17 protein-coding genes are annotated in these 18,693 nt (G+C 60.0%); 11 read left to right on the forward strand and 6 right to left on the reverse strand.

Features of this window, described 5'->3' with window-relative positions; translation table 11 throughout:
• Positions 1-25: 25 nt before the first annotated feature.
• Together AC0TNJ_RS11790 and infC are read right to left on the reverse strand one after the other, a co-directional pair.
• On the reverse strand, positions 26-640 hold the full coding sequence (locus AC0TNJ_RS11790) for a methyltransferase family protein (RefSeq protein WP_122002852.1): 615 nt from the start codon (positions 638-640) through the stop codon (positions 26-28).
• 79 nt (positions 641-719) lie between these two features.
• Positions 720-1,256, reverse strand: a complete 537-nt coding sequence (infC, locus tag AC0TNJ_RS11795; protein ID WP_122002851.1) for a translation initiation factor IF-3 — start codon at positions 1,254-1,256, stop codon at positions 720-722.
• Between the two features lie 299 nt (positions 1,257-1,555).
• Between infC and AC0TNJ_RS11800 the strand changes: the two genes are divergently transcribed.
• From AC0TNJ_RS11800 to AC0TNJ_RS11850, 11 genes are all read left to right on the forward strand, one after another.
• Complete coding sequence (locus AC0TNJ_RS11800; RefSeq protein ID WP_473771249.1) at positions 1,556-2,335, forward strand: alpha/beta hydrolase; 780 nt, start codon at positions 1,556-1,558, stop codon at positions 2,333-2,335.
• Between the two features lie 12 nt (positions 2,336-2,347).
• A complete protein-coding gene (locus tag AC0TNJ_RS11805) occupies positions 2,348-3,499 on the forward strand; it encodes a benzoate/H(+) symporter BenE family transporter (RefSeq protein WP_473771250.1) in 1,152 nt (383 codons plus the stop codon).
• Between the two features lie 195 nt (positions 3,500-3,694).
• On the forward strand, positions 3,695-4,141 hold the full coding sequence (locus AC0TNJ_RS11810; protein ID WP_473771251.1) for a DUF2852 domain-containing protein: 447 nt from the start codon (positions 3,695-3,697) through the stop codon (positions 4,139-4,141).
• Positions 4,142-4,250: 109 nt separating this feature from the next.
• Complete coding sequence (locus AC0TNJ_RS11815; protein WP_473771399.1) at positions 4,251-5,012, forward strand: M48 family metallopeptidase; 762 nt, start codon at positions 4,251-4,253, stop codon at positions 5,010-5,012.
• Positions 5,009-5,644, forward strand: coding sequence for a YdcF family protein (locus AC0TNJ_RS11820; protein WP_473771400.1), 636 nt, complete (start codon positions 5,009-5,011; stop codon positions 5,642-5,644). Before AC0TNJ_RS11815 ends, AC0TNJ_RS11820 begins: the two co-directional genes overlap by 4 nt.
• 39 nt (positions 5,645-5,683) lie before the next feature.
• Positions 5,684-6,370 carry a phosphoribosylanthranilate isomerase gene (locus AC0TNJ_RS11825; protein WP_473771252.1) on the forward strand — a complete coding sequence of 229 codons (687 nt, stop codon included), beginning with the start codon at positions 5,684-5,686 and terminating at the stop codon, positions 6,368-6,370.
• Complete coding sequence (trpB, locus tag AC0TNJ_RS11830) at positions 6,354-7,574, forward strand: tryptophan synthase subunit beta (protein ID WP_473768090.1); 1,221 nt, start codon at positions 6,354-6,356, stop codon at positions 7,572-7,574. Before AC0TNJ_RS11825 ends, trpB begins: the two co-directional genes overlap by 17 nt.
• Position 7,575: 1 nt before the next feature.
• On the forward strand, positions 7,576-8,046 hold the full coding sequence (locus AC0TNJ_RS11835; protein ID WP_121981238.1) for a hypothetical protein: 471 nt from the start codon (positions 7,576-7,578) through the stop codon (positions 8,044-8,046).
• Positions 8,043-8,882, forward strand: a complete 840-nt coding sequence (trpA, locus tag AC0TNJ_RS11840) for a tryptophan synthase subunit alpha (protein ID WP_122002843.1) — start codon at positions 8,043-8,045, stop codon at positions 8,880-8,882. The genes AC0TNJ_RS11835 and trpA overlap by 4 nt, the downstream gene beginning before the upstream one ends.
• A gap of 80 nt (positions 8,883-8,962) precedes the next feature.
• The gene (accD, locus tag AC0TNJ_RS11845) at positions 8,963-9,868 is read left to right on the forward strand and encodes an acetyl-CoA carboxylase, carboxyltransferase subunit beta (RefSeq protein ID WP_122002842.1); all 906 of its coding nucleotides are present in this window, start codon (positions 8,963-8,965) and stop codon (positions 9,866-9,868) included.
• Positions 9,869-9,906: 38 nt separating this feature from the next.
• Positions 9,907-11,199, forward strand: a complete 1,293-nt coding sequence (locus AC0TNJ_RS11850; RefSeq protein ID WP_473771401.1) for a bifunctional folylpolyglutamate synthase/dihydrofolate synthase — start codon at positions 9,907-9,909, stop codon at positions 11,197-11,199.
• 119 nt (positions 11,200-11,318) lie between these two features.
• Here the strand turns inward: AC0TNJ_RS11850 and AC0TNJ_RS11855 are convergent, their stop codons facing one another.
• From AC0TNJ_RS11855 to addB, 4 genes are all read right to left on the reverse strand, one after another.
• Positions 11,319-11,471 (reverse strand): hypothetical protein, encoded by a 153-nt coding sequence (locus AC0TNJ_RS11855; RefSeq protein WP_473771253.1) that lies wholly within the window; start codon positions 11,469-11,471, stop codon positions 11,319-11,321.
• A 130-nt stretch (positions 11,472-11,601) separates the two neighbouring features.
• On the reverse strand, positions 11,602-11,925 hold the full coding sequence (gene trxA / locus AC0TNJ_RS11860) for a thioredoxin (protein ID WP_006473274.1): 324 nt from the start codon (positions 11,923-11,925) through the stop codon (positions 11,602-11,604).
• Between the two features lie 78 nt (positions 11,926-12,003).
• Positions 12,004-15,546 carry a double-strand break repair helicase AddA gene (gene addA / locus AC0TNJ_RS11865; protein ID WP_473771254.1) on the reverse strand — a complete coding sequence of 1,181 codons (3,543 nt, stop codon included), beginning with the start codon at positions 15,544-15,546 and terminating at the stop codon, positions 12,004-12,006.
• Positions 15,543-18,689 (reverse strand): double-strand break repair protein AddB, encoded by a 3,147-nt coding sequence (addB, locus tag AC0TNJ_RS11870; RefSeq protein ID WP_473771255.1) that lies wholly within the window; start codon positions 18,687-18,689, stop codon positions 15,543-15,545. Before addB ends, addA begins: the two co-directional genes overlap by 4 nt.
• Positions 18,690-18,693: the final 4 nt, after the last annotated feature.

Below are 18,693 nucleotides of genomic sequence, written 5' to 3' on the forward strand. Positions count from 1 at the left end.
ATTGGGCTGAATCGCGATCTAAACGTCAATAAAGATGGAGGAGCACCGGCAGAACTTGTGTGTCCTGCAAATATTCCACGAACTCGAAAAACGGATAGGCGACGAAAAACACCAGGCCATCCGTGAAGGTCCGGTACAGCCGGTCAGGACGGACGATCAGTTCCTTGTCGTCACGAAACAGCGAAGGCTTCGGGAAGAAGCGCGGGACACTGGCGCAATAGGCTTCATACGGCTTGCCGAAATTCTGCTTCAGGAACTTCTCTTCCGTGCGGATGACGACCGAGAAAGCGAGATAGCAAAGCACGCCGAAAGTGATCGCGATGATGAGGCTGCCTGTCTGCGCGCCAATACCCATCGCACCTATGCTGCTGAAGACGTAAAGCGGATTGCGCGTGACCGAATATGGACCGCTCTGCACGATTTCCGCGCTCTTGCGCCCGCCGATATAGAGGGTGCACCACATGCGGCCAATAATGGCGGCAACGATCAGGCTGAGGCCGAAAGCCTCGATATATTCGTGAAAATGCCCGGTCGACTGCGAGCCTACGAACAGCAGCGCCACGACCAGAAGCACCACTACGGCACCGATCGCGAGGCGCCGCCGCTGCTGATATTTCCCCAGTTCGCCCAAAGTCTTCATTGTGTTTCCATGATCCTAGGTTTGTCCGGGCAAATGAAAAGCCGCCCGAAGGCGGCTTTTCCAAGGCATTTCGCAAAGTTCAGCGCGGAGCGAGAACCATCATCATCTGACGGCCTTCAAGCTTCGGCTCGGACTCGACCTTGGCGATTTCAACAGTGTCTTCCTTGACGCGCTGCAAAAGCTTCATGCCAAGTTCCTGATGCGCCATTTCGCGTCCGCGGAAACGCAAGGTAACCTTGACCTTGTCGCCTTCCTCAAAGAAACGCAGAGCAGCCTTCATCTTCACCTCATAATCATGGGTGTCAATGTTCGGTCGCATCTTGATTTCCTTGATTTCAACCGTTTTCTGCTTCTTGCGCGCTTCGGCGGCCTTTTTCTGATTCTGATATTTCAGCTTGCCGAGGTCGACGATCTTGCAAACCGGAGGCTCTGCATTCGGCACGATCTCAACGAGATCGAGACCTGCTTCTTCCGCCATGGCCAGCGCTTCCTGAATGGAAACGTCGCCATGGTTCTGGCCTTCGGCATCGATAAGCTGAACCCGGGGAACCCGGATATCACGGTTGGAGCGCGGTCCGTCTTTCTGAACCGGCGTCGCTCTGAAGGGTCGGCGAATGGTCGTTATCTCCTGAATTGTTACGTCTCATGCGGTCGGATGCTTGCTGCCAGACGGCATGTCCCCGATCAAACCGCAGTTGATCGCGGAAATGTCGTCAAGCAGGCGGCGAAGTCAATAGCATCTTTGACAGGAAAAATCACCCCCGCGTGATAAACGTACTTTTTATTATCATTTCGCGGCGAACAAGCGGCATATCGGTCACATTTGCCGTCATTTCAAGGGCCTCGCCTCACATGGCGGGTTTTCTCTCTTTTCCGAACATGCCAAAACGTTCCCGGAAAATGAGGAGATCTGACATGAGCGTTGCGGGGCCGGAATTCATCGACGTGGATGGAGCAAAAATCGCCGTGCGATACAGGGCAGGCGACAAGGCACCAGGCGTCGTCTGGCTCGGCGGATATCGTTCGGACATGCTGGGCACCAAAGCCGTTGTCCTCGACGAATGGGCGGCTGAGACCGGACACAGCGCCTTGCGTCACGATTATTCCGGCCACGGCTCCTCCGGCGGCGATTTCAATCAGGGCACCATCTCGCGCTGGCTGAACGAAAGCCTTGCCGTTTATCGCAAATTTGCCAAAGGTCCGCAGATTCTGGTCGGGTCCTCCATGGGCGGCTGGATTGCGCTACGCATGGCGCAGGAGCTCATGAAGGAAGGCAACCCGCCTGCCGGGATCGTGCTGATCGCGCCTGCTCCCGATTTTACCGCCGTGCTTGTGGAGCCGACACTTTCCGAAGCGCAGAAGAGCGACCTTCAGGAAAAAGGCTATTTCGAAGAACCCTCCGAATATTCGCCCAATCCCTACATCTACACTCGCGCCTTGATCGAGGACGGACGAAAGAATCTGGTTCTCAAAGGCATCATCGAGATGGGCTGTCCCGTGCACATCCTGCAAGGGATGCAGGACCCGGATGTTCCCTACAGGCATGCGCTGACACTGGTGGAGCATCTGCCGGTCGACGACGTGACCCTGACGCTGGTGCGTGACGGCGACCATCGCCTGTCGCGACCGCAGGATCTCGATCTTCTGATCCGCACCGTGTCCGGTCTGGCGGAACGCATCGGCGAACAATCGTAACGGAGCACAGTCATGCGGTTTTCGGTTTTCGCTTCCTCCGCAGTTGCGGCCATTGTCGGCTTCGGCGGCACGCTGGCGCTTATCATTGCGGCAGCGCAAGTGCTGGGCGCCACGCAGGCCGAAACCGCAAGCTGGGTCACGGCGATCTGTCTCGCGATTGCCGCTTCCTCCGCATGGCTTAGTATCCGCTACAAGATGCCGATCATCGCCGCCTGGTCCACGCCGGGGCTGGCGCTGATCGGAGCCAGCGCCGGCTTCACCATGCCGGAAGCGGTCGGCGCTTTCATCGTGACTGCGCTGGCACTGGTCGCCACCGGGCTGATCCGCCAGTTGTCGGTGCTCGTTTCACGCATCCCGGCTTCCGTCGCATCGGGCATGCTGGCAGGCGTGCTGCTCAGTTTCGTCATTGCCGCCGCCAAGACCGTGCCCGGCGATCCGATTTTCGTTCTGCCGCTGGTGGCGCTGTTCTTCATCATCCGCCTGTTCAATCCGTCGCTCGCCGTCATTGCCGTTCTGGTCATCGGCATGGTCTTTGCTCTGGTCACAGGGCGGTCGCCCGCGCTGCCCGCGCCTGAAATTTCCACGCTCACCCTCATCTGGCCGCAGTTTCACATGGGCGCGATGGTCGGTATTGCGATCCCGCTCTATCTGGTGACCATGGCGTCGCAAAACCTGCCGGGCTTCGCCGTGCTGCGCGCTTCCGGCTATGAGCCGCCTACCAGCGCCTGCCTGCGCGTAACCGGCCTGTTTTCACTGCTGACTGCTCCTTTTGGCGCATCCACCACCAATCTTGCCGCGATCTCGGCAGCACTTTGCACCAACCCGGACGCACATCCGGATCACGCCAAACGCTGGCTCACCGGGCCGGTCTATGCCGCGATCTATGTCGTGTTTGCTCTCTTCGGAGCGTCACTGGTCGCAATCTTTGCGGTGCTGCCGGTGACGCTCATCGCCCTTGTTGCCGGGCTTGCCCTGACCGGCCCGTTTATCAACGCCATGTCACTGGCGCTCAAGGATGAACACGAGCGTCTTGCCGCGACCATAACCTTTGCGGTGACAGCCTCCGGCATGGCGTTTTTCGGCATCGGTTCCGCCTTCTGGGCGCTGATAGCCGGACTTTGCGTCACTTTTCTTGAGCATCTCCGCAAAAAAATTTCGAATTAATCACATTGGTTGGGGACGCATGGCCTGAATCCGCAGGTTGCATTCTTGAAAAGCCGCAATCTTCTCACCACGTCGATATCAAGCCGCCAGAAGAAAATGCCCGCATGGGTGGGCTGGCTGGCCCTGGTTTCGCGCATGTGGCCGAACGATTGTCGAACGGTTTGATGGCATGCGCTTTTTTTGACGGAGCAGACCATGACCAATACTGCATTGATCCGCCCGGCATGGACGCCAGCCACGATTGCGCTGATGGTGCTCGGCTTTTTCCTGTTCTGGCCGCTTGGCCTTGCCATGCTCGCCTATATCCTCTGGGGTGATCGCCTCGAAGGGTTCAAGCGCGGCGTGAACGAGAAAACCGATTCCATGTTCGGCTCGTTCCGCAACTGCCACAAGGGCGAAAGCTTCAACTTCGGCGGCACCACCGGCAACGAGGCCTTTGATGAGTGGCGTCGTGCCGAGCTGGAGCGACTGGCCGAAGAACGCCGCAAGCTTGAAGAAGCACGCGCCGAATTCGAAGCCTATGCCGCAGAATTGCGCCGTGCCCGCGACAAGCAAGAATTCGACCGCTTCATGGCCGAGCGCCGTGCCAGCGCGAAGAAGACGCCTGCCAAGGGTGGCACGAACGACATCACCGATGTTTGAAATGCCCTAACGCCCTGAAAACCTTGGAAACGGCGCGGTCAAACCGCGCCGTTTCGCTTTGAGCTGCAAATTTTTCTGGCTTTTTGAACGAATCGCTTATTCTTGAATGATGGGCCTTTCCTTTCTTCGGCAAATCAGCGGCAAAGGGGCATCCGCTGGGACGACAACCGTTCGCAGCGAACGCATTCACGCGGTCGCTGGGCGGGAACTTCCCTTGCGCGTTTTCGAAAATCCCCGTGCCAAACGGCTGACCTTGCGCATCGAAACCGGCGGCAAGGGGTTGCGCGTCACGGTTCCGCCCGGACTTCCCGAGCGCGAAGTGCTGAGTTTCCTCAATCGCCATGAAGGCTGGATCGAAAGCCGCATCGCAAAACTGCCAGACCAGCCGGGCGTGCGCGCCGGTATCAAAATCCCCCTGCGCGGCGTTCCGCACAAGATCATGCACCAGCCGGGACGCGGCACGACCGAGCTTCTTGAAGGCAACATCCTGCTCGTCCATGGTGACCCGGCACATCTGCCGCGCCGCGTTGCCGATCACATCAAGCGCGAGGTGAAGCGCGAGATTGAGGCGCTTGTCGCCCGCCACACCGCCGCTGTCGGCCGCAAGGCGAAAGCGGTGCGTTTCAAGGATACGAAAAGCCGCTGGGGATCGTGCACCTCGGACGGCGTCCTTTCCTTCTCCTGGCGCATCGGCATGGCGCCTGCCCCGGTGATCAATTATCTTGTCGCCCATGAAGTGGCCCATCTCATCGAGATGAACCATGGGCCCAAATTCTGGAAACTCTGCCATGAGCTTTGCCCCGACACGGAGCGCTGCAAGGCTTGGCTGAAGCGCAATGGCAGCGCATTACAGGCTATCGACTTTACATGAACCCATCCATACTGACCGCCGCCAAGGTGCTGTGGGATTATCACTGCATCTATGATCCGCTGGAAACCGCCGATGTCATTATCGGGCTTGGCAGCTACGATCCGCGCGTGGCCGAAAGAGCAGCCGATCTTTTTCTCGAAGGCATGGCGACCTGGCTGGTATTCACCGGCAAAAGCGGCCACTGGACGGAAAAGCTCTATAAGACAAGCGAAGCGGAAGCCTTTGCCGAAATCGCCATCAAGCGCGGCGTGCCCAAAGAATCGATCGCGATCGAGCCCAATGCCACCAATATCGGCGAAAACATAAGGTTTAGCCGCGAAAGGCTTGCGCCCGGCGCCATCAGCGCCATCCTTGTGACAAAGCCGCAGACCCAGCGCCGCGTTCTGGCGACCGTGGCGCGCCAATGGCCGGAAGCGCGCGCAAGCATCACCGCTCCCCTCACCGCCTTTGAAGACCAGCCGACGGCGGATCATCCGGTCGAAATGCTTATCCATGAGATGACTGGCGACCTGCAACGCATTCTGGAATATCCCGCCAAGGGCTACCAGATCGCGCAGGCAGTTCCCCTTGAGGCCATGGAGGCGTATGATTTTCTGATTGCACAGGGTTTTGACGGGCATCCGGTCCGATAGCAACTTGAGTAGTGCCCTGATTTGTGCGACGGGAAACCTATGGTCCTTGATATCAAAATATGCGGGTTGAAGACGCCGGAGGCCGTTGCCGCCGCCCTCGACGGCGGGGCGACGCATATCGGTTTCATCTTCTTTCCCAAAAGCCCGCGCCATATAACGCCGCAGACAGCGGCAAGCCTGCGCGATGCGGTCAAGGGACGCGCGCTTGCGGTTGCCGTTACAGTCGATGCCGACGATGAAACGCTGGACGACATCGTGAAAACGGTGAAGCCCGACATTTTGCAGCTGCATGGCCACGAGACGCCGGAACGCGTGGCCTCCATCAAGGCGCGTTATGGCCTGCCGGTCATGAAGGCTTTTTCGGTGCGCGAGGCCAGCGATCTAGCGCCGATTGCGGCCTATAAAGGCATAGCCGACCGTTTCCTGTTCGATGCCAAGCCGCCGAAGGGATCGGAGCTTCCGGGCGGCAATGGCGTGTCATTCGACTGGGAACTTCTGGCTGCGCTTGACGCGGATATCGATTACATGCTTTCCGGTGGATTGAATGCGGACAATATCGCGGAGGCGCTGCACAAGACCCAGACGCCCGGTATCGATATATCGTCCGGCGTCGAGCGTGCGCCCGGCGAAAAGGATGTGCGTCTCATCGAGAATTTTTTCCGGGCTGTCACTGACGCCCGCAGACAGCCTGAAATGACGGAGCGAAGCGTTGAACAAGCCGGTTGAACCCAATTCCTACAAAACAGGCCCCGATGAAGAGGGCATGTTCGGTATTTTCGGCGGACGCTTTGTTGCCGAAACGCTGATGCCGCTGATCCTCGAATTGCAGGAAGCCTATGAAACGGCGAAGAACGATCCTGAGTTCAAGGCGGAGCTGAACGCGCTTTCCACCTACTATGCCGGTCGTCCTTCCAAGCTCTATTATGCCGAAGGCCTGACCAAGCATCTGGGCGGCGCGAAGATTTACTTCAAGCGCGAAGACCTCAATCACACCGGCAGTCACAAGATCAATAACTGCCTTGGCCAGATTCTGCTGGCCAAGCGCATGGGCAAGACCCGCATCATCGCCGAAACCGGCGCTGGCCAGCATGGCGTGGCATCTGCCACCGTTGCCGCGCGTTTCGGCCTGCCCTGCGTGGTCTATATGGGCGCAACCGACGTCGAGCGCCAGAAGCCGAACGTGTTCCGCATGAAGCTGCTCGGCGCCGAAGTGAAGCCCGTCACTGCTGGTAACGGCACGCTGAAAGATGCGATGAATGAAGCCCTGCGTGACTGGGTAACGAATGTCGAAGACACCTATTACCTGATCGGTACTGCTGCCGGGCCGCATCCCTATCCGGAACTGGTGCGCGATTTCCAGTCGGTGATCGGAAACGAGGCACGCCAGCAGATTCTGGAACAGGAAGGACGCCTGCCCGACGTGATCGTGGCAGCGGTTGGCGGCGGCTCCAACGCCATCGGCCTGTTCCATCCGTTCCTCGACGATGCCTCCGTGAAAATCGTCGGCGTCGAAGCTGGCGGGCGCGGTCTTGACGGTGACGAACATTGCGCCTCGATGAGCGCTGGCCGTCCCGGCGTGCTGCATGGCAACCGCACCTATCTCCTCCAGAACGATGACGGCCAGATTCTCGAAGGCCACTCTGTTTCTGCTGGTCTCGACTATCCCGGCGTCGGGCCGGAACATTCATGGCTGAAAGACAGCGGGCGCGTCGACTATGTGCCGATCCTCGACGATGAGGCGCTGGATGCATTCCAGCTTTGCACCCGCACCGAAGGCATCATCCCCGCCCTCGAATCCGCCCATGCCATCGCGCAGGCCGTGAAAATGGCCCCGACCATGGGCAAGGATCAGGTCATGATCGTCAATCTGTCCGGTCGTGGCGACAAGGATGTCCACACGGTCGGCAAACTTCTCGGCATGGACATTTGACATGGGCAACGACGTCGCCGAAATCTCCGTCTACAAGCCGCGCGCCGCATGGTTCGACGGCCTGACGACGTGCGGTCCGGCGACGATCAAGCTCAACATCATCGAAGCCGATCCGGCCAATCCTGTCGCGGAGGCCGCTGTCGGCCTCGCCCGCAGACAGATCGAGACCGCCGCCGAAAAGCTCGCCGCCCTGCCGCATCTGGGCGTGGGTTTCGCGATTCTGCATCAGGGTGAAGATGGCCTGTGGCTGCTCCTGCACTGGTGGCTTGAGGGCGGCATTGCTACGGAAATCCTCTGGCAGTCGGAACTCGGCGACGAGGTGGAATTCATGCCCGCACAGCCGCTCTTGATGGCCTGCGTGTGGGAACTGGGAATCATAGACTTTGAACGGCGCGCATGGATGGAAACGGCGATGGCGGGCAAGCCCGTTGCCGACTATCTGGCGCGCACTTTGCCACGGGGCACGGTATGACTACTCGCATCGACACCAAATTCGCTGAACTGAAGGCCGAGGGCCGTCCGGCGCTCGTTACCTATTTCATGGGTGGCGATCCGGATCTCGAAACCTCGCTCAAGGTGATGAAAGCCCTGCCAAAGGCCGGTGCGGACGTGATCGAGCTTGGCATGCCATTTTCCGATCCGATGGCGGACGGTCCGGCTATTCAGGCGGCAGGCCTTCGCGCCCTCAACGCCGGCCAGACCCTGGCGAAGACGCTGCACATGGCGGCAGAATTCCGCAAGGAAGACGACACGACTCCGATCGTGATGATGGGCTATTACAACCCGATCTATATCTATGGCGTGGAGCGCTTTCTGGCTGATGCCAAGGCTTCCGGCGTGGATGGGCTGATCGTTGTCGATCTTCCTTCCGAAATGGATGCCGAGCTTTGCATTCCGGCCATGAAGGCGGGCATCAATTTCATTCGCCTCACCACGCCGACCACCGACGACAAGCGCCTGCCGAAGGTGCTGCATAATTCATCGGGCTTCGTCTATTACGTCTCGATGAACGGCATTACCGGTTCGGCTATTGCCGATACGGCAAAGGTTGGCGAAGCCGTGCGCCACATCAAGAAGAGCACCGATCTGCCGATCTGCGTCGGCTTCGGCGTCAAGACGCCGGAGCACGCCGCAGCCATCGCCGCCCATGCGGATGGCGTCGTCGTCGGCACGGCGATTGTCAACGCGATTGCCGGTGAACTGGACGAAAACGGCAAGGCGAAGGGCGATCCTGTCGCCGCAGCAACAAGACTTGTCCACGCTCTTGCAGAGAGTGTGCGTGCCACACGCCTTGAAGCCGCCCAATAAATCGTCCATTTAGAGCACATCTTAAAAGTGCTAGGCGGCTGAAGCTCTTTGCCGAAGAACAAGAAACGGAACCAAACGTCATGAACTGGATCACCAACTACGTCCGTCCGAAGATCAATTCGATGCTCGGGCGTCGTGAAATGCCGGAAAACCTCTGGATCAAGGATCCGTCGACCGGTGAAATGGTGTTTCACAAGGACCTTGAGAGCAACCAGTTTGTGATCCCCTCCTCGGGCCATCACATGCGCATCAAGGCAAAGGATCGCCTGCGCTTCTTCTTCGACAATGGCGAATACACCACGCTTGAAGCACCGAAAGTGCCGGTCGATCCGCTGAAATTCCGCGACGAGAAGAAATATATCGATCGTCTCAAGGATTACCGCACCCGCACCGGCATGGATGACGCCATCGTCAACGGCATCGGCACCATCGAAGGCCTGCCGATTGTCGCCACCGTTCAGGATTTCGGCTTCATGGGCGGCTCGCTTGGCATGGGCGCCGGTGAAGCGATCATCCAGGGCTTTGAAAAGGCCATCGAGCTGAAGCGTCCCATGGTTCTGTTCGCCGCCTCCGGTGGCGCACGCATGCAGGAAGGCATCCTGTCGCTCATGCAGCTTCCGCGCACCACGGTTGCCGTGGAAATGCTGAAAGAGGCAGGCCTGCCCTATATCGTCGTCCTGACCAACCCGACCACCGGCGGCGTGACGGCTTCCTATGCCATGCTGGGCGATATCCACATCGCCGAACCCGGCGCACTGATCGGCTTTGCCGGACCGCGCGTCATCGAACAGACGATCCGTGAAAAGCTCCCCGAGGGCTTCCAGAGCGCCGATTATCTCATGGAACACGGCATGGTCGACATGGTCGTCTCTCGCCTTGAACTGAAGAGCACGATTGCGCGCCTCCTCAAGATCATGACCAAGCAGCCTGCCAACAGCGATACTCCGGACGCCAAGAAGACGGAAGCAAACAGCAAGGCAGCCTGATCGTGACGGAAAAAGCCGCCGCCGCAATCGAGCGGCTTATGCAGTTGCATCCAAAGGGTTTTGATCTTTCCCTGGACCGCATCCGCGGTCTTCTGGAAAAGCTTGGCAATCCGCATCTGAAGCTGCCGCCGGTCATCCACATTGCCGGAACCAACGGCAAGGGATCGGCGACCGCTTTCTGCCGTGCGCTTCTGGAGGCAGGTGGCTTCGACGTTCACGTCCACACCTCGCCGCATCTTGTCCATTGGCACGAGCGCTATCGTCTGGCGGCGCCCGGCGGCGGAAAGCTGGTCAGCGATGATGTTCTGGCCGACGCCATAGAACGTGTTGCAGCGGCCAATGGCGGGCAGCACATCACCGTTTTCGAAATCCTGACCGCTGTGGCCTTCGTGCTCTTTTCCGAGCATCCGGCGGATGTCGTCGTCATGGAAGTGGGCCTTGGCGGGCGTTTCGACGCCACCAATGTCATTACCGATCCCGCCGTCTCGCTCATCATGCCGGTTTCCATCGACCATCAGGCCTATCTCGGTGACCGTGTGGAGCTTATTGCCGCCGAAAAGGCTGGCATCATCAAGAAGAAATGCCCGGTCGTCGTCGGCTTCCAGCCCTTCGATGCGGCGCGGGAAGTGCTTGTCTCGACAGCAGACCGGCTTGACTGTCCGGTTTCGGTCTACGGACAGGATTTTCTCGCCTTCGAGGAACATGGCCGCATGGTGTTCCAGAACGAGGATGGTCTGATCGACCTGCCTTTGCCGCGCCTGCCCGGACGCCATCAGATTTCCAATGCCGCAGCCGCAATCGAGGCCGTGCAGATGGCCGGTTTCAGCCTGACCGACAAGGCAGTCGAAAAGGCGCTGATGGTGGTGGACTGGCCTGCCCGCATGCAGCGGCTTACCCATGGCGCGCTCGTGGATATGGCCCCGGCAGCATCCGAAATCTGGCTTGATGGCGGTCATAATCCGGGTGCGGGCGCCGTGATCGCGGAAGCCTTCGGCGACCTTGAAGAGCGCAATGCACGCCCGCTATTCCTCATCACCGGCATGATCAACACCAAGGACCCTGTCGGCTATTTCGAAGCCTTTTCCGGCATGGCGCGGCATGTTTTCACCGTGCCCATCCCGTCCAGCGATGCGGGCATTCCCAATGACGAGCTGGCGGTTTCCGCGCAGAAGGCCAATCTTTCGGCAGAGCCTGTGCATTCGGTTGCCAATGCGTTGAAACTTTTGCGCGACACATGGCCTCCGGATGAAGCGCCGCCGCGCATCCTGATTGGCGGATCGCTTTATCTCGCGGGCGAAGTCCTGCGAGACAACGGAACCCCGCCTGTTTGACTGGCTGGTTTGCCGGCAACAAGTAGGAGATGCGGCCAGAGCCCTCCGGTAATAGAATAACGAGCAATCTGCCTCACTCCACGGGAGGAATCGAGATGAGGACGTTTGTGTTTTTAATTCTATTCGTTGCCGTTGGCGGGGCGACGACACACGCTTTCGCTCAAGCGGGCGGCAATGGCGGCGATGGAGGAAGCGCAGGGAATGGAATGCCGGGATGTGACGGCGGCACCAACCCCGCCGCTGACGGAAAATTCTACATTCCGGGAACGCATCAGGAATGCAATCCAAGCGACGACGACCGAGCCCGCGCTCGGAAAAAGTCGAAGTAAGTCCGAACTCTTTCTCGCACCAACAAAAAACCCGGCTCGAAGGCCGGGTTTTTTCATTTCTTGGATGCGCTGATTAAGCAGCAGAAGCCTTGATCCAGTCGGCAAGGCGGCTCTTGGGAGCAGCGCCGACCATATTGGCGGCGAGTTCGCCGTCCTTGAACATCAGAAGCGTCGGGATCGAGCGCACGCCGAACTGCGCGGCCAGTTCCGGATTCTCATCGATATTGACCTTGGCGATCTTGACCTGACCGGCCATTTCGGTCGCGATTTCGTCCAGAGCCGGAGCGATCATCTTGCAGGGACCGCACCATTCAGCCCAGAAATCCACCACGACAGGCTCGCTCGACTGAAGAACGTCCGACTGAAAATTGCTGTTATCGACCTTAACGGTTGCCATAGGGCTATCCTCTTTTCTCTCCAAGAACGGCAGACATCTTTTCAGACTCACAACACATTCCGCTCTTTATTCGCTATATCATGTGGCGTGTCTGCTGCCATCCGTCAAGTTCTGGTTCGTCACCTTTACTTGAGAGTCTTTCAGGGACTGCAACGCCTCGTCCAGAATCGCATCCGGCAAGGGCATCAAAAACGGGCCTTCGGTGAACAGAAGCGCCGTTTCGACAATCCGCCCCGGATAGAGCGGCGCCAACAATTCCCGGTAGAGCGCAAGCTGCGCCCGATAGGCGAAAGGAACCGCTTCGATGGTTTTCGGCGGTGGTCGATTGGTCTTGTAGTCCACGATCAGCACACGGTCCTCGCCAACGCTGATACGGTCGATCTGGCCTGACACCGCGTGATCGCGCCCGCCAAGCTCGATCGTGCCCATGATGGCCACCTCCCCGCGTGAGCCTTCGGCAAAGACAGGCGCATATGTCGGATCATCCAGAATGGTCCGCACACTTTGCCATGCCATCTGGCGCTCGGTTTCCGGCCAATCGGCGGCGATCCGGTCAAGATAGTCATGCGCAAGCGTTGCACGGTCAGCCTGCGGCACATCGGGCAGATATTGCAGCAGCATGTGGATTGCCGTGCCGCGCCGCAGCGCAAAGGCGGGCGTCCCGTTGCCCGGCCCCAGAACCGGCGAAAACGTGTCGAGCGGCGGTTCCTCATCCGCTTCGATCAGCGCAGACGCGCCGGACGGCGCCAGCGGGCGCGGCAATCCGGTTTCCGGCTTTATCGGGCGCAGATAGTCGAGCGGCAGCGAAGGCAGTTTATGCTCTTCGGCTCTATCCTGATCGGCAATCTGGACCATTCCGCGCGGCGTATTGCGATAACGCCTTGCGGCAACTTTCAGCACGGGATGCACGAATGTCTCGGCCTTGGTGGCCAGCGCATCTTCGACAAGGCGATGCCATGTTTCTCCGCTTTCACGCGTGCCGCGATAGCCGCAGATGATGAGCCGATCTTCGGCCCGCGTCATGCCGACATAAAGCAGGCGGCGATATTCTTCCTCGGCCCGCGTCTTCAGCTTGTCGATCTGAGCCGCTGTGAAGCCGGTCTGGTATCCGGCATTGGGTTGCCAGAGATAGCCTTTCACCGGCGGATTACCGTTCGAAAAATCAAACGGAATGAGCTTTGGCGCGCGACTGCCGGTCCAGACAGCGCTTCCCGGATCGACCAGAAACACCACCGCCCCTTCCAGCCCCTTGGCGGCATGGACGGTCATGATGCGCACTTCATTGCGCCCCTGATCGAGTTCGCGCTTGATTTCCGGCGATGCCGCTTCCAGCGTTTCTAGGAAGGCCTGCAAGCCCGGCAGACCGGCACGCTCAGCGGAAAGCGCATAATTCTGGAATTCATCGATAATGTCGCCAGCCTCCGGTCCCAACCGTGCCAGGAGTTTTCGCCGCGCACCATCCGCACTCAATATGCGTGCATAGAATTCGAACACCGGCATGGTGTCGGCCATATTGCGCCAGCGGCTCAAGGTCTTGTGCACCTCGGCCAGCGCGGCATCGCCACGCGAGACCTGATAAAGCCGCTCGAACAATGTGAGGCTTGAACCTCGCGGATGGGCAAGATCGAAAAGCTGGTCGTCATCCCAGCCGAACAGCGGACTTTTCAGGACCGATGCCAGCGAAAGATCATCCGAAGGCTGCAACACGAAGCGCCCGAGCGCCATCAGGTCCTGAATGGCGATATGGCTGGTGAGCCGCAGGCGGTCGGCGCCTGCCACCGGAACGGACAGGTTTTTCAGCGCCCGCGACAGGGCAGGCATGAACTGGTCGCGCTTTCGCACCAGAACCATGATGTCACGCGGCATGATCCGCCGGTTCTGGCCCGGAATAGCTTCGCCGCTATCCAGCCAGTGGCGAATGGTAGCCGCGATCTGATCCGCCAGCCGGACGGCGGGGGCGGCCAGATGATCGACCGGCTCACGCCAGTCGTCCGGCTCTTCTACCTCTTCCGGCGTCAGCATATCCCAGATTTCCACCTCGCCCGGCGCGTCGGAACGAATGGCCTCATGCACCGTTGCGCCCGCAAGGCCGCGATGGGCCTCGGGTCTGGCAAAAACCTCGTCCACCGCCTGCAAAACATCGGGTGCGGAGCGGAACGAGAAATTGAGGCTGACGCGCTCGAATTTCAGCTCTGCATCTTCCGCCCGCAGACTGACGGAACGTCCCTGCGCCGCAAAATCCTCCGGCACCGCACCCTGGAACGAATAGATCGATTGTTTTTCGTCACCGACGGCAAAGAGCGTGCGGCTGATATTGCGCTGGCCGAGGCCGGAGAAAAACTCTTCCGACAGCATGCGGATCACCTGCCACTGGTCGGGGCTGGTATCCTGCGCCTCGTCGACCAGAATATGGTCGATGCCGCGATCGAGCTTGTACTGCACCCACTGCCCTGCCCCGTTGCGGGCAAGCAGCGCCACGGTTCGGGTGATGAGGTCTTCGAAATCGAGCAGGCCGCGCTGGCGCTTCAGGTCGTGATAGCGTTGCAGGAGATTGTCGATCAGCGTGAGCGCAGCCAGATTGAGCCGCACCAGACGCAACTCCTTCAGCCGGTCGAGCCCCTGTTCGACACGCGCCGCCGCCGCGTCGAAATCCTCCTCAAAATCCGGCAGAAGCTTTTTCACCGCTGCCGAGCAGACATAGGAACCGGATTTGGGCTCGCCGGTACTTTTCAGGAAGGCGGCGCGCAACACGGATTCGCGGTCGCGCTGGTTCGTCACCTTGTCGAAACGCCGGAGTTGCAGCGCAAAATCCTGCGCGCGCGACGCCCCTTTCTGGATCGACATGATGAGATCAAGCGCATCATCGGAAAATTCCGGTATCGGCCAGAGATCGGCAACAAGATCGTCTTCGCTGGTTTGCGGGTCGAAGCGGAAAGCACGATGCAGGGCTTCGTTGCGATGCGCCGCTACGCCCAGTTCGGCGATATAGGTCTGCAAGCCATTGCGCCTGCTTACCGCTTCATCGAGCAGCGATTGCAGGCCCATCTCGCCGGCTGCCTGCAGGACATCGGCAAAGGCAGCGGCGAGCTCCATGTCACCGCCGCCATGCGCGGTCTCCAGCAACTGGCGCCGCGCTTCACCGACAAGAGCGGCCTGCATCAAGTCGTCCATCATCTCGAAATGACCGGCAATGTTCGCCTCAAGCGGAAACTGGTGCAGGATCGCTTCGCAGAAAGCATGGATGGTCTGGATTTTGAGCCCGCCCGGCGTTTCCAGCGCGCGCGCGAATAGCCGTCGCGCTGCGGCAAGACGGGCATCGCCCGGCCTGCGCCCTTCCAGCGATTTCAGACGTTCGGCCAGTTCGATATCGGGCAGGACCGCCCATTCGGAAAGCCGCATGAACACGCGGTTCTGCATCACCGCCGCCGCCGCCTTGGTGTAGGTGAGGCAGAGAATCTTGGATGGATCGGTGCCTTCGAGCAGAAGGCGGATAACCCGTTCAGTCAGAACATGAGTCTTGCCGGAACCCGCATTGGCGGAAACCCAGACGGACGCTGACGGATCGGCGGCCCTGCCCTGCGCAAACAATGTTTCCGGGGGAATATGGAGCTTTTTCTTCATGCCTCGCCCTCCCCGCCCGCGTCGCCACCGGCAGACCATTCCAGCACCCGCGCCAGATGATCGTAATCGCCTGTCAGGTCCGTCTCGCGGAACGGCAATGCACGAGAAAGATAGCCTTTTTCCGGCTTCTGATATTCGGCCAGCAGTTGCGCCAGCCGCTGCCAGGATTCCTCGCCAAGCGCCGGGGCGGTTTTTTCCGATGGCGGTCGTCCGATCTTGAGGATGGATTCCGGCTTTACCTCGCCGCCCGCCTTGAGACGGACATAGGTGAGGTCCGAAGCGCGGACCGACCCCAGTTCACGAAACGCACCGCGCACCAGAAGTGCGGCTTCCAGCGCCAGCTGCGGCGACAGCAGCACATGCGCCTGTTTTGGCGATGGCGTCGAGCCGGTCTTGTAATCGATGATTTCGGCTGTCCCGTCGCGCATCAGGTCGATACGGTCAGCGCGGCCGGAAAGCGTGACGCCAAGTCCTTCAACCTCACGCTTGTCGGAGGAAATCTCGGCAAAGCGGGTCTGGACATTATAGGCGCGCTCGCGCTCCCAGGCCAGAAACTCCGGAATGAGCGCCGTGAAGCGCGGCCACCACACGGCCTCGATTTCGGTTGGCAGGTCCATGTCGGCAAAAAGAATGCGGCCAAGCTCCATCAGGCGTTCGGCGGCATCGGGCGCCAGCGGATCGATTGCCTCTTGCGTGAAATGACCCAGAATATCGTGGAACAATGTGCCACGTTCTGCCGCCGCCGGATCACGGATCAACGGCTCAAGTGGCCGCAGTTTCAGTATCTTCTTCGCAAAGATCGCATAGGGATCGCGGCGCAGCGTTTCGATTTCCGTCACCGAAAAATGCTTCGGACGGGCGGCAACAGGCGGGGCTGGCTCCGGGCGCTTGACGAAAGGCACGTCAGGTGCCTGATCGATTTCCCGTGACCACTGGATGAAACGCGCCCCGCGCCTGCGCATTTGGGCGGTCACATCAGCGCCCAGCACCGTTTCGAGCCGCTGCAGCCAGCGCGAGGCAACCGTCGGCGCATTGTCGGAACGCTGCGAGCGCGTCAGCACGACATGATCCATGCCCAGCGCCATCTGGAAGTCGTGGGCGGCAAGGCCGGTGCGCCGTTCGGGCGGATCGAGCGCGATCATCGACTTCATCGGGCGCGACATGAACGGATCGTTGCGGGTGCGGGCAGGCCAGCTTCCCTCATTGAGACCGCCGATCACCACCGTATCCATGGTTTGCAGGCGCGCTTCCAGCGCACCCCAGATGAAGAGGCGCGGATGACCGCCCGGATGCGGCTTCACCGTCTCACCCGCCATCAAGGCATCCAGCACGGCTGGCCATTCGGAAGCTTCAAAATCAAGCCCGGCTTCACTCGAGACCAGACCGCGCAAAAAGGCGGCGAGCTGTTCTCCGCGTTCGCCGGAATAAAAAGGCGCCACACTGGCCTTTTCGTTGCGCGCCAGATTTTCCAGCGCCTCGACCGTGGCGCGCGCGATTTCGCCGATCTCGGTCCTGCGGCCAGCGAGGACGAAAGGTGCGAGCGGCGCCACGGCATTCGACAGGCTTTCGCATAGATTTCGCGCAGCCGCGATCATATCCGGCGGAACCGTGTCGTGCCATGCCGGTTGCCACGGCTGGCTGGCGCTCTCCTCCAGCCGCCGGTCGAAAAATGCCGGAAGATCAAGCACGGAAGCGCGGCCCGTGCCGCCGCGAAAGGCGATGAGTTCGAGCGTTTCGGCGGCAAGGCGGCGTTCGATGCGGGGGGCCTCCAGCCGCAACAGCGGATGCTTGACCAGCGCCAGCAAGGCAACCGGATCGCCCGGATCGAAGACCGTTTCCACCAGCAGCCGCAGCAATGTGGTGGTTTCGACATCGCGCAGATGCCGACCGCCCGAATCGTCGGCATCGATGCCGAAACGGGCAAGCTCACCCACCACGCGCCGGGCCAGATTGCGGTCGGCGGTGACGAGCGCCGCCGTCTTGCCTTCCTCATTGATCGCATCACGCAAGGCAAGCGCGACGGCGAGCGCCTCTTCGCGTTCGTTGGCGGCTTCAATCAGGTCGATCGTCTGCGCGGCGGCGTGCAGGCTATCAGCCTCTATATCGAGCTTGCCCCACGCATCGGTCGTTTCGGCCGGGCGAAGCGCCTCGCTCACTACCCGCTCGCGCAGGCGTTTGGAAGCTGGCATATCGTCCAGATGTTCCACATCCTCGCGCAGGGTCTGCATTGCATCGAGAAGCTTGCGCAAACCGAATTGCGGATGACCGAAGGTGGACGGATTGTCGGTTGCCGATGCCAGCAACTGCCAGGCGGCATCGTCGAGATCGCGGTCCAGCCCCGGCAGCACCACCGCGCCGTTCGGCAAGTCGGCAATGGCGGAAATCAGTTCCGCAGTCGCCGGTATGGAACCCGTGGAACCCGCCACGATAACCGGACCGGCGGGCGGATGGGTGCGCAGCCGCTTTACCTCACTCCATATGAGATCGTTGCGATGCGCGGCGGGGTTTGAGAGCTTGCGCTCCGCCAGAATATCCGGCCACAGATTGGTGACGATATTGAGAAAGCCGAGCGTGACCTGCCACCAGTCGGCGAGGTCTTCCGGGGCAATGCTCGCAAGCTCGCTCCATGCAGCTCCGTCGGTTTCGACCTGATCCATCAACCCCGCCAGATCGCGGGCAAGCCAGATCGCATCGGCAGTGGTTGCCGGAACGGAAACATCGTCAACGCCAAACAAGGCACGCACATGGGAGGGCAGCGATTCCCGCCACGGACGGATCAATCGCGCCAGAAGCAGAAGCCGCTCCGCCGTGCCGATAGGCGGATTGATGTCGAACATACTCGACGAACCGGCATTGAAGAAAGCCGCATCCTCATCCACATCGCCGAGCGGCTTTATCGTCGGCAATATAGCGCTTCTAGCTAGATTCTTATCTACTAAAATCGATCTTAGCGCACGCGCCGCACGGCGCGTCGGCACGTAGATGGTTGCATTGGCCAGTGCCAGCGGATCGGAAGGATTGCCGGGAAAACCTTCGACCAGCCGCCCTTCCAGAAGGGCATTGGCAAAGGCTGGCAAAAACGATGTGCCGGGAGGAATTGAAAACAGGCGCTGTTTCCCATCTCTGGGTCTGCGTGCGCTCATGCGC

The sequence above is a fragment of the Ochrobactrum sp. PL_is483 genome, assembly GCF_055816855.1.